Below are 16953 nucleotides of genomic sequence, written 5' to 3' on the forward strand. Positions count from 1 at the left end.
GTCAGCCCGGAGAATGGCGCGTCTGCGCCCCCTGCCCTTGCCATGAATTCGTCGTCCGCCAAACCCCGCAAACCTGGCCATGCCGCCACGCTGGCCGATGTCGGCCGGGCGGCCGGGGTGTCGGCGATGGCGGCATCGGCGGTGCTGAACGGAGCCCGCACCTCGGCGCGCATCAGCGACGAGACTCGCGAGCGCATCCTCGAAGCCGCCCGCCAGCTCAACTACCGGCCCAATGCCACCGCTCGCGCCCTGACCAGCCGGCGCATGAACACGCTGGGCCTGGCCACCACGCTCAAGCGCGAAGAGCTCAACCAGTACTTTTTGGAAGTCTTCAGCGGGGTGATGGAAGCCGGCGCCGAGCTGGGGCAGAACACCACCGTGTTCGCGCTGGAGGACTGGCACCGGCAGGCCGCCCGCATTCCCGCGTTCTGTGATGGCCGCATCGACGGACTGATCCTGCTGGCGCCGCAACTGGACGAACAGGAAGCGCAGCGGCTGCCCGATCACACCCCCATCCTATCCATTCACAGCAATGTGCTGATTCCCGGCGTCATCAATCTGGAGCCGGACGACGAAGCCGGCGCCCAGGCGATGGTGACGCGGCTGCTGGGCATGGGGCATCGCCGCATCCTGCATCTGGCGGGGCCGGAGCATTCGCTGGGGGCCCGGCGGCGGGTGCAGGGTTATCTCCGCGCCCACGCACTGGCGGGCCTCGCACCGCCCCCCGACTACGTGGTGGATGGTGAATTCACCGCCGACTCCGGCCGGCGACGCCTGGAGCAATGGCTGGACCAGCACCGCGGCGAGGAACTGCCGCAGGCCATCTTTGCGGGCAATGATTCGATGGCCATTGGCTGCCTGGACGTGCTGGTGGCGCGGGGCCTGCAGGTGCCTCAGCAGATCTCCCTGGTGGGCTTTGACGACACGCAGCTGGCGCGGTCGGCGCGCCTGGCGACGGTCCGCCAGCCGCTGCGGGACCTGGGTCAGCGGGCGGCGCGCCTGCTGGTGGCCAGCGTGGACGCGAAGCTGGGCGAAGGCCCGGCGCCGGACATCACGAACGTGGTGCTGCCGACCGAACTGGTGGACGGCGCCACGCTGGGCGCGCCTCGCAGCGCGTCCCTGCTCATTCGTTGACGTCTACAGCGGGCCGGGAGGCTGGGCGGGTCAGGCCTCAGAACGCGTGGCGGATCCCCACGCCGTACAGGCGCGTGGTCGCATCCATCTGCGTGCCGGCGCCCGACAGCACCGGAATCTCCAGGGCGCCCAGCGGCAGCAGCAGCGTGGTGGGGCCGCCGGCCAGCGTCAGCGCGGGATTGAGCGGGCTGCTGACGATATTGCCGCGTTTGTCTTCCACCTGGGCATATCGCGCATAAACCGCGGTGCGCTTGGATAGGTTGTATTCCGCCCCGAAGGTGAAAGCGAGGTTCTTGCCCTTGGTGAAATTGTTGAAGCGGTTGTCGCTGACCTGCGCAATCAGGTCCACCACGTTCACCGACTGCTTGAGCGCCACGCTCAAAGACGTGACCTTCGGATCCAGATTGCCGGATTCCTTGAACTGGCCGCGATAGACGTTGCCGGCCAATTCGGTGCCGGTGCTGGCGAATCGGTATTTGACGCCGGCCATGGCGCTGGTGAATCGCTCCGCATTGAACAGCGGCACATAGCCCTGGGCAGTGGCCAGGCCAAAGGGCACGCCGAAACGGTTGCGGTGATAGGACGCGACCAGGGTCAGGTCCGACTCGTTGTAGACCACCATGGCGCCGACGGTCCTGCCGCGCCCGGAACTGTCTTCCGTGCCCGCGGTGGCGCCGCCAATGATCTGCCCGGTATTGGCATTGGAGGCCGGAGACCGCGCCGCACTGACCCGATTGCCAACGCCCGCATTGGGCGAATAGGTCAATTGCGCCAGCCAGGGCCCCTTGGCCAGCGTGTAGCTGACCATGTTGTCCTGATAGACCTGCAGATTGTTGATCGTGACGCCCGCACCCAGGATGTCGGTCGAACCCAGACGCTCCACGCTGTTGAAGTAGTAGGCCACCAGCACCGGGGCCGCCTGGCGGCCCAGCCGGAATTCCCCGACCGGCGTCGTCAGACCGACCCAGGCCACCCGGCCGAAGAACCGGTTGTCATTGCTGAGGTTACCGACGTCCGTCGTGAAGCCCCCTTCCAGCTGGAACTTGGCCTGATAGCCGCCGCCCAGGTCCTCATTGCCCTTGAAGCCGAGGTAGGACTGCCTCGTCAAACTTGTGGACATGCGGCTGGTGGAGGTCGATGGCGAGGCCAGTGCATTGGGCACCGGGCGACCGCCGCTGACGCCGAAGAGCGTGCCTTGCACATTGCCCTGGCTCTTCTTGATCTGGTCCACCGCCACGTCGAACGAGCCGTAGATCGTGACGCCGCTGTCCGCCTGGGCCGGGCTGCTCAAGCCCAACCAGCCCGTTACGCCAGCCGCAATGGCGGTGGCCACGAAGGCCCCGCCAGAGCGCGCTGCTTTCGATGGGCGCTGCAGAGGCAAGCCTCGCGAACTGCGCGAATTCCGCGCCGATGGGCGACCCGTGAACGGAGTGGGATTCAGGCCTGCAGCCTGCGACAGGAGCGAATGGTCTTGCATGGTCACGATCATCAACCACCGGCTTATGGCGCGGCAGTCATTGAATGGAGTGACTGGAAGTATTCACGAATCCGGTCGGTACCGAAACAATTTGTTGGATTTGCGGGAAATCTCAGGGCCAATGCCGGTGAATCGCTTGCCAAAGGACCTAAACGCCTTTGATGCCGTCTGCAATCGCCTGCAGGTCCGCCACCAGGCGATCCAGGCCATGCGCCTTGTCGTAGAACGCATCCGCGCCATGACGGGCGCAGAGCATTTCGTAGAAATCAGGGTCGCGATTGCTCAGCACGAAAAGCTTGCCGCCATACCCGATTTGCCGGGCCCGCTCCAGCACTTTCATGCCGGAGCCCTCGGCCAGGCCGATGTCCACCAGCACGACATCCGGCACGGTGCTGCGAATGAGCGTCAGCGCGGCTTCTTCATTGTCGGCCTGGCCGATGACGGACAGGCCGGAGACGTCGGCCAGGAGCCGGACCATCTGCCGGCGGATGACTTCCGAATCTTCAATGAGGACCAGTTTCATGCTGAACAGCGCTGTGCGTGAAGTCCACAGTCTGCCCGCTTTCAGCGCGTGCGCGATTGAAGAATTTGTAAGACCGGGCCCCTCCCGAGGCCCGGTCGTGATCATTTGCGCTTGTTGTACACGTCAATGAAGACGGCGGCCAGCAAGACCAGGCCCTTGATCACCTGCTGGTAATCGATGCCGATGCCCAGGATGGACATGCCGTTGTTCATCACGCCCATCACGAAGGCGCCAATGACCGCGCCCATGATCTTGCCAACGCCGCCGGAGGCCGACGCCCCGCCCACGAAGCAGGCGGCGATCACATCCAGCTCGAAACCGAGACCGGCCTTGGGCGATGCCGTGTTCAGGCGCGCCGCAAAGACCAGGCCCGCCAGGGCTGCCAGCACCCCCATGTTCACGAAGGTGAAGAAGGCGACGCGTTCGGTGCGAACCCCGGACAGGCGAGCCGCTTTTTCATTGCCGCCCACCGCATAGACGCGACGACCCAGCGTGGTCCGGCCGGCAATGAAGTCGTACACCAGCGTCAGCACCACCATGACGACCATGACGGTGGGCAGGCCCTTGTAGGAGGCCATCAGCCAGCTCATGGCCATCACGCCGATCACGATGACCGCCTGGCGCAGCAGGAAGATCGGACCGGGCTCGACATCCATGCCGTGCATCTGCCCCGCGCTGCGGTGGCGCCACGCCACCACGACGGCCGCCACCGACAGCAGCAGCCCCAGGCCCAGCGTGGTCGGCCGCGGATCTTCCTGATTGAACAGCTCGGGCAGGAAGCCGGCGCTCAGTGCCTGGAAGCTGTCCGGGAACGGGCCGAGGGACTGGCCCTGCAGCAGGGCCAGCGCCAGGCCCTTGAAGACCAGCATGCCGGCCAGCGTCACGATGAAGGACGGAATGCCCAGGTAGGCCACGAACCAGCCCTGGGCCGCGCCGATGATGGCGCCCGCCACCAGGCAGACCACAGCCGCCGGAAAGACCGGCCAGTTGAGATTCACCATCAGCACGGCGCCCAAGGCGCCGATGAAGCCGCAGACCGAGCCCACCGACAGGTCGATGTGGCCCGCCACGATCACCAGCAGCATGCCCAGCGCCATGATGACGATGTAGCTGTTCTGCAGGACCAGGTTGGTCAGGTTCAGCGGCTGCAGCAGCGTGCCATCGGTGAGGAACTGGAACAGCCCCATGATGGCCACCAACGTGATGAGCATGCCGTAGTCACGCAGATGACGCTTGAGGAAATGGGCGATGCCGCCTTGGGCGGAACCGCGCGGCGCCGGCGGCGGGGCCGTGCGCGAAGCGGGAGCACCGTGAACCGGTGCCGTCAGTGGGTCATGCATGGCGTAACTCCCGGGCACCCACGATGGCACCCATGATTCTTTCCTGTGAGGCATCGGCGGCGTCGAGCTCGGCCACCATGCGCCCTTCATTCATCACATACATCCGGTCGCACATGCCCAGCAGCTCCGGCATCTCCGAGGAGATCATCAAGATGCCGCAACCGCTTTCGGCCAATTGCGCGATCAGGCTGTAGATCTCGAACTTGGCCCCCACGTCGATGCCGCGGGTGGGCTCGTCCAGGATCAGCAGCCGGGGCTTGGAGAACAGCCATTTGGCCAGCACCACCTTCTGCTGGTTGCCACCGGACAGATGCACCGTCTGCTGCTCGACATCCCGGCAGCGGGTGGCGAGCTGGCGCCGGTAGTCCTGCGCCACTGAATGCTCACGCGCTGCATCCAGCACGCCGGCACGCGACACGCCCGCCAGATTGGCCAGGCTGGTGTTGCAGGCAATCGATTCATTCAGCAGCAGGCCCAGGGACTTGCGGTCCTCGGTCACATACGCCAGGCCGGCCCGAATGGCCTTGGGCACCGTCGACACGTCGACAGCCTCCCCGTCCATCAAGGCCGTACCGCTGACGCGGCGGCCATAGCTGCGGCCAAACACGCTCATGGCGAGTTCAGTGCGGCCGGCCCCCATCAGGCCGGCGATGCCGACGATCTCGCCCCGCCGCACATGCAGGTTGACGCCCCGCACCACCTCCCGGCCGGTCTGCACCGGATGGAAGGCTCGCCAGTCGCGCAGCTCGAAGAGCCGCTCGCCGATCTTCGGCGTGCGGCGCGGATAGCGGTCTGCCAGGTCGCGGCCGACCATCGCCTGGATGATGCGGTCCTCGCTCACCGGCTCGTGGCGGCAGTCCATCGTGGTGATGGAGCGGCCATCGCGCAGCACGGTGAGGCGGTCCGCCACCCGTGTGATCTCATTGAGCTTGTGGGAGATGAGGATGCAGGCAATGCCCTGCGCCCGCAGCTCCATCAGCCGGTCCAGCAGCGCTTCGCTGTCCGATTCGTTCAGGCTGGCGGTGGGCTCGTCCAGAATCAGCAGACGCACGGACTTGGCCAAGGCCTTGGCAATCTCCACCAGCTGCTGCTGGCCGATGCCCAGGTCCGCCACCCGCGTGTCGGGCGATTCGCGCAGGCCCACGCGGTCCAGCAGGTCCCGCGCACGGCGGTACATGGCCATGCGATCAATCACCCCAAAGCGCGCTGGCTCGTGGTTGAGGAACAGGTTCTCCGCAATGGAGAGCTGCGGCACCAGGGCCAGTTCCTGGTGAATGATGATGATGCCCAGTGCTTCGCTATCGACGATGCCGCCGAAGCGGCGCTCCTCGCCTTCGAAGTGGATCTCGCCCTCGTAGTCGGGGTGGGGGTAGACCCCGCTCACCACCTTCATGAGGGTCGATTTGCCGGCACCGTTTTCACCCACCAGGGCGTGGATCTCGCCGGGATGCACCTTCAGGTGCACCTGCTCCAGCGCGGTCACGCCATGGAAACGCTTGGTGATGCCGCGCAGCTCGAGCAGCGGCGCGGCCGCCTCCGGCGCACGCGCCGGAGGCATGGGGATCGCTTCAGCCATAGGACCTCCGTGCGTGGGCGCGATCAGCGCAGCTGGCTCTCTTTGTAGTAGCCGCTGTCCACCAGCACGGTCTTCCAGTTGGTCGCATCCACGGCCACCGGCTTGAGCAGGATGCTGGGCACGACCTTGACGCCGTTGTTGTAGGTCTTGGTGTCGTTCACCGCGGGCTGCTTGCCGCTGAGCATGTCGTCGACCAGGCCAGCCGCCGCTGCTGCCAGCGCGCGGGTGTCCTTGAAGACGGTGGCGGCCTGTTCACCCTTGATGATGGACTTGATCGACGGGATTTCCGCGTCCTGGCCCGACACCACCGGGCACGGCAGCGTCTTGCTGCAATAACCGGCGCCCTTGAGCGAGGACAGGATGCCGATGCTGATGCCGTCATACGGCGACAGCACCGCATGCAGGCGGTCCTTGCCGTAATAGGCGCTGGCCAGGTTGTCCATGCGGGCCTGGGCGGTGGAAGCGTCCCAGCGCAGCGTGCCGACCTTGGCCATGCCCATCTGCTTGCTGCGCACCACCAGCTTGCCGCTGTCGATGTAGGGCTTGAGCACCGACATCGCGCCGTCGTAGAAGAAGGTGGCGTTGTTGTCGTCCGGCGAGCCGCCGAACAGCTCGATGTTGAACGGCCCCTTGCCTTGCGCCAGGCCCAGCTTGTCGATGATCGACTGGCCCTGCATCACGCCGACCTGGAAGTTGTCGAAGGTGACGTAGTAGTCGATGTTCTTGGTGCCCTTGATCAGGCGGTCATAGCCCACCACCTTGATGTTGGCGGCGGCGGCCTTTTGCAGCACGCTGGACAGGGCCGAGCCGTCAATGGAGGCAATCACCAGCACCTTGACCTTCTTGGTGATCAGGTTCTCGATCTGCGCGAGCTGGTTGGGGATATCGTCTTCGGCGTATTGCAGGTCGGTGCGGTAGCCCTTGTCCTTGAAGGCCTTGACCATGTTGTCGCCGTCCGCGATCCAGCGCGCCGAGCTCTTGGTCGGCATGGCGATGCCAATCAGGCCTTTGTCTTGCGCCAGCACCTGGGTGGCCGTCCCGGCCAGTCCGATGGCCGCTACCAGAGAGGTCAGCAGGCCCAGGGCGCCGCGGCGCGGCAGCATTGCTTTTTTCATGAGGTCTCCGTTGTGTGCTTTTAAGAATCGATGCCCGTCGGCCCTTCCCTCTCTGCAGGGCTGCCGAAGGTGGCACAGCATCGCATGAATGAAAGCTGAATGCATCATGAACAACCCATGAATACTTCAGCCGTGTGCGGGGCATGGCAACGGGCGTGCCACCCCTGTTCATCGATGTTCTGCCGTGTTTTGCATCATCCGCCGATGCCGGAGACGGCTCGATAAAGTTTCAGCGCAGGGTGATACCCGTTTGAGCATCACCCCGGCCGAGTGGGCGCTATGAGGTCATCACGACCGGTTTCGCGCCGCGGGATTGGTGTTCTCCCTAATGACTTCTCTTCAGTGACCGCCTCCACCAGTGGCCTGCACGCCGTCTGCATCACTGGACGGATCGGAGGGGTCATGGGCCTTCACCGGAAACGGCGCGAGCCAGGCCAGCACGATGGGCGGAATGGAGAACAGCAACACCAATCCAAAGAAGGACGCGTATTGCTGGCCCACTGCCGCATACACCCAGCCGCTCACACTGCCCGTCGCCCATTTGGTCAATGCCATGACGCCAGTGGCCATGGCGTAATGGGTCATCTTGAAAGGCCCCGGCGCAATCTGCTGCATCATGTACAGCATGTGGCCCACCGAGCCCATGCCAAAGCCGAATTTCTCCAGCGCCACCACCGCCCCGATCAACATCACGTTGTCGGGCATCGCATGGCTCAGGTAGTAGTAGGTGAGGTGCGGGAGGTTCAGGCAGATGGCCAGCAGCAGGAAGGTGCGCTTGAGCGTCATGCGGGCCACCACAAAGCCGCTGAGGAAGGCCCCGGCAATGAAGGCGACCGTGCCCACCGTGCCGTAGATGTGCCCCAGCGCGGCATTGTCCAGCCCCAGGCCGCCGACATCCCGCGGGTCCAGCAGGAACAGAGGCCCGAACTTCTCGATGAAGCCTTCCGCGAAGCGGTAGAAGAACACCACGGCCAGCATCATCCAGATGGACGGCTTCTGGAAGAAGGTGACCCAGGAGGCCCGCAGCGATACCATGGCGCTGCGCAGGTCCTGCCCCTGTACCGACGAAGGCGCACCCGGCGGCAGCACGCGCAGATGCCACAGCCCAAAGCCGCCCATCATGCCGGCTGCCCCCAGCATCACCGCCATCCAGCAATGGACCCAGGACCAGCCCAGGTCCTTGTGCAGCCAACCGGTGAGCGAGACCAGCAGCCCCGACGCCACCACGGCCCCCAGGTTCCAGCACATGCCCTGCACGCCCGAATATCTGGCCTGGTCGCGCAGCGGCATGGTGGTCATGAACACGCCGTCCGCCACGATGTCCTGCGTGGCGGAGGCAAAGCCGGTGATCCAGAAGAATGCCAGCGAGGCGCGGAAGAAGCCGTCCAGCGGCAGGCTGAAGGCCACCATTCCCAGTGACGCCATCATCAGGAACTGCATGCTGATGACCCACCAGCGCTTGGTGCGATAGGGCTCCAGCAGCGGTGACCACAGCGGCTTGAGCACCCACGGCAAATACATCTGCGAGGTGTAGAGCGCAATGTCCTCATTGGACACGCCCATGTTCTTGTAAAGGATGGCGGCCACCGCCCCTACCAGCACATTGGGCAGGCCCATGGCGAGGTAGAGCGACGGCACCCACATCAGCGGATGACGGGCGCTGCGCTGGCCGCCCGCGCCGGCTGCCGACGCGTCCGCGGAAGAGGTGGCGGAATCGCTGGACAGCGCCTGGGCGGACTGCGCGCCTTGCGGGCGACCGGCGGCCGGATGTGCCGGCCCGGGGGTGGAGAGATCGGCGCTCATGGCGAGCCTTTCTGGGTGGTCTTGGCGTACGGGCTGTTCGTGCCGTACTGGCTGCGATGGGGGTTCTTGGCGATGGGCGTCAGCACCTCCAGCGCCCCCGCCACATACACCAGCGGTGCATTCCAATTGATGGCGACTTCATTGCTGGCGTAGCTGCAGACGTCGTCCAGCCAGGACAGCGCGGGCAACGACGACGGATACCCCGTCGGGCATTCCTTCTTGTCCTGCTGACCCGGATTGGCACCGCCCACCAGGAAGCCTGGAACGGGATCGGCCACGCCATCGGCTTGCGAGGGCCGGTGATGCGGGTGCAGCGGCGGCTTCCAGCCAAAGCCGGTGACCTGGGACCGGCCCATCGGATTGCGGCCCAGGACATAGTCGAGATTGGACTGCGCGGCAGCAAGCGCCTCCTGCCGGAAACGTCCCTGGCTCGCGGCGTTTGCTGCGCCAGCCGTCGAGTCGATGAGCCGCACTGCCTGAATCAGCATCAGCGATTGATTCAGCACCTCGGAATTGCTGCCCCATTTGTAGTCGGAGGCCTGCATCGGCACTCGCCACGCCGACTGCTTCCATTGCTGGACCAGCCTTTGCGCCAGCGTGCGGATGCGTTGCTGCACGATGGCCTGCTCCGGGGCCGGCAGCGACTGCAGGTGCTGCGCCAGGGTGACCCAGGCCAGCCCCTCCACATCACTCCAGGTCGGGACGTTGATGCCCCATTCCCCGAGCTGAAGGGACTGGAAGAAGCGCGCGTCCCCCGTCGTCACCCACAGTTCAGCGGCGGCCCAGGCGAACTCGTCATTCAGGTGGGTGTCGTCATACGCGCCGGTGACCACATCGGCCGGTTGCTGGTAGAGCGCGAGGCGGTGCTGCTGGGCCCACTCCCAGGCGGCGAGCGCTGCTGAGCGCATGCGGGCCGAGCGGCCGGGCGATTGGGCATCAAACGGGGCGAGGATGCGACTGGCCGCGGCCATGACGGCAGCGAAGTCCAGCGTCGCGGCGGTGGTCTTCTGCACCACATAGCGGTCCATGGTGGCCGCTTCCGGCATCACCATCCCGTCGAAGGTCAGATTGGTGAGCTTGTGATAGACGCCGCCATCGGCGGGGTCCTGCATCGTCAGCATCCAGTCGAGATTCCACAGGGCCTCATTCAGCAGATCCGGCAGGCCATTGCCGCTCTCGGGCAGGCCAACGCTCAGCGTCTTGTAGAAGTCCGGGAAATGCTCGTAGGCGGCCAGCAAGGTGTAGGTGCTGATGCCGGAATTGACGATGTATTGGTTGTAATCGCCGGCGTCATACCAGCCTTTGGGGCTGCGGATCACGTCGCCTGCGAGGCGCTGCGGACCGGCCGCTGAGGCGTGAATGAGCACGCGCACGTCCGAATGCCCGGCTGCCCGCGCATAAACGCCGCCCAGCGTTGGCGAGATGGCAATGCCGGCGCGATTGAAATAGAACGCGCGAATGGCGGCGGCGGTGAGCGGTTGATAGACCGCGCTTCTTATGGTGAAGGGCGCGGACAGCATCGCAGTTGGCCCGTCACCGACCTTCAAACGATAGGTGCCAGGTTGCTGAAGGCTCGAGAAGTCGGCCAGGCGCACCTTGCGGTCCGCGAGCGGCCAGGTGGCGGGGGCTGTCAGCGGCCCTTGCATCACCACCTGGTCGCGGTCATTCAGAACCGAAAAGCGACTGCCCTCCGGCACCACCGCCCATTTGGCGGCCATTGGCGGAAAGCCGACGGTGTTGAGCTCGATCTGCGCAGGTCGCGCTTTTGCGTCGGGCGCATCCACGGCCGGCTGAGCACCGACGCCGCCGGACAAGGCCGCGCATCCTGCCACCACGGCCGGCAGGACCCAACGCGGCAGACACCCACGCGGCGGGGCGCCGCGCCGTGAGCGCCAGGTGCTGCCGGGTCGGCCCTGCATGGGCGAGCGCAACAGGCCATCGCTGTCTTCGAACTGCATGTGTCTCCTGAGTCAGGCGCCAGCTCGTCTTTGCCCGCCAAACGTTCTGTTTATCGCTAAATCAGCGTGAGCGGCGGGCGGCGAAGGAACGGCTCGCTTGTTGATGTGGGCGCGAGGATAGAGCGCCGCGCCTCAAATGGCGTCAGGAACAACCCGCAAGCCGCCCTTTGCCAGATCACTGATACACCCGGATGCAGGCCGCCATATCGTTTTGAATATCACGCGCCGGAAACTTTTGATTTGCCCAGCATCGAGGGGCTTCTTAGCATGCCCGCAACGGGGCTGGACCCCACCGACCGCCAAGAAGGACCCATGACAGAGGCTAAGAAAACCCGGAAGCTCCGTTCCGCCGAATGGTTCGGCACCCAGGACAAGAACGGCTTCATGTACCGGAGCTGGATGAAGAACCAGGGCATTCCGGACCATGAGTTCGAAGGCAAACCCATCATCGGCATCTGCAACACCTGGTCGGAACTGACGCCCTGCAATGCGCATTTCCGCAAGCTGGCTGAACATGTGAAGCGCGGCATTCTGGAGGCTGGCGGCTTTCCGGTTGAATTCCCGGTGTTCAGCAATGGCGAGTCCAATCTGCGCCCCACGGCCATGCTGACCCGCAACCTGGCCAGCATGGATGTGGAGGAGTCGATCCGCGGCAATCCGATGGATGCCGTGGTGCTGCTGGTGGGCTGCGACAAGACCACCCCTGCCCTGCTGATGGGCGCGGCCAGCGTCGACCTGCCCACCATCGTGGTGACGGGCGGCCCCATGCTCAATGGCAAGCTCAATGGCAAGAACATCGGCTCCGGCACGGCCGTGTGGCAGTTGCATGAGCAGGTGAAGGCCGGCGAGATTTCCATGCATGACTTCATTGCCGCGGAGGCCGGGCATTCCCGCTCTGCCGGCACCTGCAACACCATGGGCACGGCCAGCACCATGGCGTGCATGGCGGAATCGTTGGGCACCTCCCTGCCCCACAATGCCGCCATTCCGGCGGTCGACGCCCGGCGCTATGTGCTGGCGCACCTCTCCGGCATGCGGATCGTGGAGATGGTGTGGGAAGACCTGAAGCTGTCCAAGATCCTGACGCGAGAAGCGTTTGAGAATGCCATCCGCACCAATGCGGCCATTGGCGGCTCCACCAATGCGGTGATTCACCTGAAGGCGATTGCCGGTCGTGTGGGCGTGCCGCTGGAGCTGGAAGACTGGACGCGCGTCGGCAAAGGCACGCCAACCCTGGTGGACCTGCTGCCCAGTGGCCGCTTCCTGATGGAAGAGTTCTATTACGCCGGCGGGCTGCCGGCGGTGCTGCGTCGTCTGGGAGAAGCGGACCTCCTGCCGCACAAGGACGCGCTGACGGTCAATGGCAAGACCCTCTGGCAGAACTGCCATGACGCGCCCATCTATGACGATGAAGTCGTGCGCCCGATTGCCAAGCCGCTGATTGCGGACGGCGGCATCTGCGTGCTGCGCGGCAACCTGGCGCCGCGCGGCGCGGTGCTCAAGCCGTCTGCGGCCACCCCGGCGCTCATGCAGCATCGCGGCCGGGCCGTGGTGTTTGAAGACTTCGACGATTACAAGGCGCGCATCATGGATCCGGCCCTGGAGGTCGACAAGGATTCGGTGCTGGTGATGAAGAACTGCGGACCGCGCGGCTATCCCGGCATGGCCGAAGTGGGCAACATGGGACTACCGCCCAAGCTGCTGGCGCAAGGCATCAAGGACATGGTGCGCATCAGCGATGCCCGGATGAGCGGCACCGCTTACGGCACGGTGGTGCTCCATGTGGCGCCGGAAGCCAAGGCGGGTGGACCGCTGGCCGTGGTGCGGGAGGGCGACTGGATCGAGCTCGATTGCGCCAACAATCGGCTGCACCTGGACATTTCGGACGCGGAGCTGCAATCACGCCTGGAAGCCTGGGCGGCGAAACAGCAGCCGGACCCGGCCGATGCCAGCGGTTATCGCAAGCTGTATGTGCAGCATGTGCTGCAGGCCGATGAAGGGTGCGATTTCGACTTCCTGCGCGGATGCCGGGGGTCGGAAGTGCCGCGGCATTCGCATTGATAGAAGCTGGAAGGGGGCCCTGCGGCCCCCTTCACCGCCCAGGTCGCCCCACAGCTCCGCAGCGGGGACAGACGCGTTCGCGTCAATGAATCGCGTCGTCAAGCCTTACGCGTGGTGGCGTCGTGGGCGGGGAGATCCCTGCGCAGCGCCGCCTGCCGGTGGGTCTCCACGGCGAGCACAAACGCCCGCTTCAACGCCTCGTCGTCACGCACCATCTCCACCGGCTTGATGCCTCGATGCATGCGAAGGTCCGGGGCAGCGCCGTGCTGCAAGAGCACGACGAAGTTATCCAGCCGCTTGCGCACGGCGGCGCAATGCAGGGGCGTCGCCCCGAACTCCCCAACCAGATTCACCTCCGCCCCATGTGCCAGAAGCATGGACAGGTCTTCCGGCTTCAAGTACATCGCCGCCACGTGGATCGCAGCGTCACCCGACGTCGTGGGTTGATTGATGTCCGAGGGAAGCTCGGTCTCTCTCGATTCCTCGATGTAATAGTTTTGAATGGCGGCCACTCGAACCAGCACGTCTTTCAGATCGGGATCGGCATCATTCATCACAACACACTCTAAGCATCGCGCGCGCGGCACTCAGCCGCAGTCAGGGCGCCGACCGGGATTTCCGAAGCGCGCGCACCTGCGCTTCGGTATGACTGAAATGCTTCTTCGACGTGAACACCACATACTCCAGCCGCGGGTGCTCGATCAAGGGCGTCATGTCACCGTCCACAACGGACGTGTCCATCAGATTCAGCCAGCGCAGGTCCGGCATCTTCGCAACAAAGCCAAGGTCCCGAAGATCCGCCACCTTCATCAGCACCAATTTCTCGAGCCCCGTGCAATCTGGCAAGGTGGTGTCCAGGTCCTGAATCTTCTTTGCCCCGTCAATCTCCAGGTCTTTGAGACCCCTGCACACGGACAGCTCGTTGACGCTGACCAGCGACCGGGACATGGTCAGTCTCAGCTTCTGCAGTTCCGGGAACCTGCCCACATGGGCCAGGCTCGTCACGCTCGAGCGCAGCAGACCCAATTCCTGGAGCTGCGGCGCGGCCGGCAACGCGCTGAGGTCCTTCGCTGCGGGTGCATAACGGTCCAGGAACAAGCGGCGCAACGCCGAGGGGCCTTCGCCCAGGTCCAGCCTGGCGTCCCAGGGTTGACTCAGGGATTGCAGCGACCGGAACTCGCTTGCGTCCACCAGCGGGTTCAGTTCGTCATTGCACAAGTACGCCACCAAGGTCGAGGCGTGCTTCTTCAGCGGAGAGACGTCGACCCGATGGTCCAGCATCACATGCAATCGTGTGACGCCGGAGAAATCGTCGAGCGCATCGAGCCGGTCCAGCCCCGGGTTCTCATAGCTGCCAATATGCAACTGGGTGAATTCGCCGGTGGCCCATAAGGCTGCGCAGGCTTTGGAGGCTTGCGCGTCGATGTTGAGCACCCGGTCGATACGAACGCCGTTGATGACGACATCTTGAATGCGGGTGCGTCCTGGCAGTGGCTGGGTCAAAGATCCACCCCCATGCTGTCGGCCAATTCACGGGGGCTGACGCCATGCGCATTCTGCAGATCGGCGTCCGCCCCTGCGTCCAGCAGCAGCCGCACCACGTCCAGCTTCTCGTTGTAGACGGCATTGGACAGCGGCGTGTTGCCGTTGTCGTCCAGCGCGTCTACCGCGGCGCCCTTGGCCAGCAGTTGCTGGGCGACTGCCGCATGGCCTTCCTGCGCCGCGAAATGCAGGGCGGTGTAGCCGATGTCGTTCTTGGCGTTCACGTCAGCGCCGCGCTGGAGCAATGCCTGGGTGAGTGCCAGATTGCCCAGGCAGCCCACGCGAATCAGGGGCGTATTGCCATCCAGATCTTGAATCTCCAGCTGGTCCTGCTGAACTTCCAAATGCTGCAGGGCCGCGTCATTCTTTCCAAGCTCAATGGCCAGGAACAGCGGGCTGGTTTTCAGGTCGTAGCGTTGTGTGGTCATCAATGAATCCCTGCGCGGGGTCCGGCACGGGGCACCGGTGTGTAGCTCCTGTGCACGGACCGTCAATGGGCCTTTGCAGCATCATGGAGTGCAAGAAAGATGCCTTCCAATTCGTCGCGACGGACCGCCGCCAAGGCGGCCTCCAATGTTTGCAGCCCCATCAATTCCGCCAGGCCGCGACTGAAGAACAGCGACTTGAAAGCCTCGACAAACGCTTCGAACTCCACGTCCGAATCGTCCAATGTCAACAGTGCACAGACCGCGTCTCTCGCTTCGTTGGTGTGCCCTCGAAAGCTGAAGTGAATGTGATCGGGAAAGGTCTCGAGGTCGCTGCGGCTGATCGCTCTGTACCAACCCATGAAATTGATGTACACAAGGCCTTTGGCAAACCGGGAGCCCTGAATCTGCACCCCCAGATAGCCGTCTTCGGTGGTCAGTACCCACACGGAGCGCTGCTTGACAAAGCCCATGGGCCCCACCTGGGACTCAATCACCTTCTCAAGAAATCGTCTGTTCTTCTTCATGGTGTCAGCACCGGTCATTCCAGACGAGACAGGTCGCTGACCAGGATCCACAACGCGTTGTCCACCGCGTTGTGGCATTCCAGTCCCAGGCTCTTCACCGACTTGTCGAACTGCACCAGCACCCGCGGCGCTCCACTGCCAGCAAAGGGTCCGGTTGGAGAGTCCACTACCGTCCCTCGTTCCCCCACCAGCAGCCAGTAATTGTGGGCGGAGCTGGTGTCGTCCGGGGACTGCTGCAGTCCATTGAAGCTGTCCAGGGTGACCCGCGCGCCAGCGGACCAGGATGCGGGAGGTGTCATGGAGATTCAAGCGTGTTTGCTGGGTCGTGAGTATGCCGGGTTTGTCCCTGATATCGATCACAACATCATTGATGACGGAAATGTGATTGGTTGCACATGCCATCAGTCCCTACGATCAGCCGACCTCACCCGCGGCCGGTGGTCCCGGCACGCACATATCCAAATCAACGAGGAGACAACGCATGAAGACTTTCCGTCGGCAACTGCTGGCCCTGGCTGCGCTCGGCCTGACCTTGGGCGCGAGCGCCCCCACCCCGGCGCTGGCCGCTGACAAGCCGCTGGTCCTGGGGTTTTCCCAGGTCGGCGCCGAAAGCGAATGGCGCACCGCCAATACCAACTCCATCAAGGATGCCGCCAAGCAGGCCGGCATCACGCTGAAGTTCGCGGACGCCCAGCAGAAGCAGGAAAACCAGGTCAAGGCCATTCGCAGCTTCATTGCGCAAAAGGTGGACGTCATTGCCTTCTCGCCGGTGGTGGAAACCGGCTGGGACACCGTCCTGAAGGAAGCCAAGGCCGCCAACATCCCGGTGATCCTGACCGACCGCGCCGTCAAGGTCAGCGACCCGTCGCTGTACGTCACCTTCATCGGCTCCGATTTCGTCGAGGAAGGCCGCAAGGCCGGCAAGTGGGCCGTCGATTGGGCCAAGAAGAATGCGCCCACCGGCGAGGTGAACATTGTCGAATTGCAGGGCACCGTCGGCTCCGCGCCCGCGATTGACCGCAAGAAGGGTTTCGAGGAAGCCATTCAGGCCGATCCCCGCCTGAAGATCCTGCGCTCCCAGTCCGGTGACTTCACCCGCGCCAAGGGCAAGGAAGTCATGGAAGCCTTCCTCAAGGCCAAGGACAAGAAGATCCACCTGCTGTACGCGCACAATGACGACATGGCCATCGGCGCCATCCAGGCCATTGAAGAAGCCGGCCTCAAACCCGTCAAGGACATTGCCATTGTGTCCATCGACGGCGTCCGCGGCGCTTTTGAGGCCATGGTGGCAGGCAAGCTCAATGTCACCGTGGAATGCAATCCCCTGCTGGGCCCGCAGCTGATGCAACTGGCCAAGGACGTGAAGGCCGGCAAGCAATTGCCCAAGCGCATCACCACCGAGGAAGGCATCTTCACCGCTGACGTCGCCGCGCAGGAACTGCCCAAGCGCAAGTACTGATTGGCGCCACCGA

The 16953-nt window shown here is 64.3% G+C and carries 15 protein-coding genes; 3 read left to right on the top strand and 12 right to left on the bottom strand.

Features of this window, described 5'->3' with window-relative positions; translation table 11 throughout:
* Window positions 1–42 precede the first annotated feature (42 nt).
* A complete protein-coding gene (locus DES44_RS12665) occupies window positions 43–1134 on the top strand; it encodes a LacI family DNA-binding transcriptional regulator (protein ID WP_058935250.1) in 1092 nt (363 codons plus the stop codon).
* 37 nt (window positions 1135–1171) lie between these two features.
* Here the strand turns inward: DES44_RS12665 and DES44_RS12670 are convergent, their stop codons facing one another.
* The 7 genes from DES44_RS12670 to DES44_RS12700 form a co-directional block, all read right to left on the bottom strand.
* Window positions 1172–2467: a porin gene (locus tag DES44_RS12670; protein WP_170156665.1), complete on the bottom strand. Its 1296-nt coding sequence runs from the start codon at window positions 2465–2467 to the stop codon at window positions 1172–1174.
* Between the two features lie 292 nt (window positions 2468–2759).
* The gene (locus tag DES44_RS12675) at window positions 2760–3134 is read right to left on the bottom strand and encodes a response regulator (RefSeq protein ID WP_058935252.1); all 375 of its coding nucleotides are present in this window, start codon (window positions 3132–3134) and stop codon (window positions 2760–2762) included.
* Window positions 3135–3235: 101 nt separating this feature from the next.
* Complete coding sequence (mmsB, locus tag DES44_RS12680; RefSeq protein WP_058935253.1) at window positions 3236–4474, bottom strand: multiple monosaccharide ABC transporter permease; 1239 nt, start codon at window positions 4472–4474, stop codon at window positions 3236–3238.
* Window positions 4467–6050 carry a multiple monosaccharide ABC transporter ATP-binding protein gene (gene mmsA, locus DES44_RS12685; RefSeq protein WP_232309770.1) on the bottom strand — a complete coding sequence of 528 codons (1584 nt, stop codon included), beginning with the start codon at window positions 6048–6050 and terminating at the stop codon, window positions 4467–4469. The genes mmsB and mmsA overlap by 8 nt, the downstream gene beginning before the upstream one ends.
* 23 nt (window positions 6051–6073) lie before the next feature.
* A complete protein-coding gene (chvE, locus tag DES44_RS12690; RefSeq protein WP_058935254.1) occupies window positions 6074–7165 on the bottom strand; it encodes a multiple monosaccharide ABC transporter substrate-binding protein in 1092 nt (363 codons plus the stop codon).
* Window positions 7166–7504: 339 nt separating this feature from the next.
* Window positions 7505–8968, bottom strand: coding sequence for an AmpG family muropeptide MFS transporter (locus DES44_RS12695; protein WP_058935255.1), 1464 nt, complete (start codon window positions 8966–8968; stop codon window positions 7505–7507).
* Entirely contained in the window at window positions 8965–10926 is a 1962-nt protein-coding gene (locus tag DES44_RS12700) for a glycoside hydrolase family 9 protein (protein ID WP_198164773.1), read from the bottom strand. Before DES44_RS12700 ends, DES44_RS12695 begins: the two co-directional genes overlap by 4 nt.
* Before the next feature lie 312 nt (window positions 10927–11238).
* Between DES44_RS12700 and DES44_RS12705 the strand changes: the two genes are divergently transcribed.
* Complete coding sequence (locus DES44_RS12705; RefSeq protein ID WP_058935256.1) at window positions 11239–12987, top strand: IlvD/Edd family dehydratase; 1749 nt, start codon at window positions 11239–11241, stop codon at window positions 12985–12987.
* A 98-nt stretch (window positions 12988–13085) separates the two neighbouring features.
* Here the strand turns inward: DES44_RS12705 and DES44_RS12710 are convergent, their stop codons facing one another.
* From DES44_RS12710 to DES44_RS12730, 5 genes are all read right to left on the bottom strand, one after another.
* Window positions 13086–13541 (bottom strand): ankyrin repeat domain-containing protein, encoded by a 456-nt coding sequence (locus DES44_RS12710; protein WP_058935257.1) that lies wholly within the window; start codon window positions 13539–13541, stop codon window positions 13086–13088.
* A 43-nt stretch (window positions 13542–13584) separates the two neighbouring features.
* On the bottom strand, window positions 13585–14490 hold the full coding sequence (locus tag DES44_RS12715) for a leucine-rich repeat domain-containing protein (RefSeq protein WP_058935258.1): 906 nt from the start codon (window positions 14488–14490) through the stop codon (window positions 13585–13587).
* Window positions 14487–14957, bottom strand: coding sequence for an ankyrin repeat domain-containing protein (locus tag DES44_RS12720; RefSeq protein ID WP_058935259.1), 471 nt, complete (start codon window positions 14955–14957; stop codon window positions 14487–14489). Before DES44_RS12720 ends, DES44_RS12715 begins: the two co-directional genes overlap by 4 nt.
* Before the next feature lie 62 nt (window positions 14958–15019).
* A complete protein-coding gene (locus tag DES44_RS12725; RefSeq protein ID WP_147307068.1) occupies window positions 15020–15481 on the bottom strand; it encodes a hypothetical protein in 462 nt (153 codons plus the stop codon).
* Window positions 15482–15495: 14 nt separating this feature from the next.
* Window positions 15496–15780: a hypothetical protein gene (locus tag DES44_RS12730; protein WP_058935261.1), complete on the bottom strand. Its 285-nt coding sequence runs from the start codon at window positions 15778–15780 to the stop codon at window positions 15496–15498.
* 182 nt (window positions 15781–15962) lie between these two features.
* Between DES44_RS12730 and DES44_RS12735 the strand changes: the two genes are divergently transcribed.
* Window positions 15963–16940, top strand: coding sequence for an ABC transporter substrate-binding protein (locus DES44_RS12735; protein WP_058935262.1), 978 nt, complete (start codon window positions 15963–15965; stop codon window positions 16938–16940).
* Window positions 16941–16953: the final 13 nt, after the last annotated feature.

Source organism: Roseateles depolymerans (assembly GCF_003387155.1).
Lineage (GTDB): Bacteria > Pseudomonadota > Gammaproteobacteria > Burkholderiales > Burkholderiaceae_C > Roseateles > Roseateles depolymerans.

Coding starts and splice junctions, on each gene's coding strand:
- DES44_RS12665 (WP_058935250.1), top strand. CDS start 43: ATGAATTCGTCGTCCGCCAAACCCCGCAAACCTGGCCATGCCGCCACG.
- DES44_RS12675 (WP_058935252.1), bottom strand. CDS start 3,134: ATGAAACTGGTCCTCATTGAAGATTCGGAAGTCATCCGCCGGCAGATG.
- mmsB (WP_058935253.1), bottom strand. CDS start 4,474: ATGCATGACCCACTGACGGCACCGGTTCACGGTGCTCCCGCTTCGCGC.
- mmsA (WP_232309770.1), bottom strand. CDS start 6,050: ATGGCTGAAGCGATCCCCATGCCTCCGGCGCGTGCGCCGGAGGCGGCC.
- chvE (WP_058935254.1), bottom strand. CDS start 7,165: ATGAAAAAAGCAATGCTGCCGCGCCGCGGCGCCCTGGGCCTGCTGACC.
- DES44_RS12695 (WP_058935255.1), bottom strand. CDS start 8,968: ATGAGCGCCGATCTCTCCACCCCCGGGCCGGCACATCCGGCCGCCGGT.
- DES44_RS12700 (WP_198164773.1), bottom strand. CDS start 10,926: ATGCAGTTCGAAGACAGCGATGGCCTGTTGCGCTCGCCCATGCAGGGC.
- DES44_RS12705 (WP_058935256.1), top strand. CDS start 11,239: ATGACAGAGGCTAAGAAAACCCGGAAGCTCCGTTCCGCCGAATGGTTC.
- DES44_RS12710 (WP_058935257.1), bottom strand. CDS start 13,541: ATGAATGATGCCGATCCCGATCTGAAAGACGTGCTGGTTCGAGTGGCC.
- DES44_RS12720 (WP_058935259.1), bottom strand. CDS start 14,957: ATGACCACACAACGCTACGACCTGAAAACCAGCCCGCTGTTCCTGGCC.
- DES44_RS12725 (WP_147307068.1), bottom strand. CDS start 15,481: ATGAAGAAGAACAGACGATTTCTTGAGAAGGTGATTGAGTCCCAGGTG.
- DES44_RS12730 (WP_058935261.1), bottom strand. CDS start 15,780: ATGACACCTCCCGCATCCTGGTCCGCTGGCGCGCGGGTCACCCTGGAC.
- DES44_RS12735 (WP_058935262.1), top strand. CDS start 15,963: ATGAAGACTTTCCGTCGGCAACTGCTGGCCCTGGCTGCGCTCGGCCTG.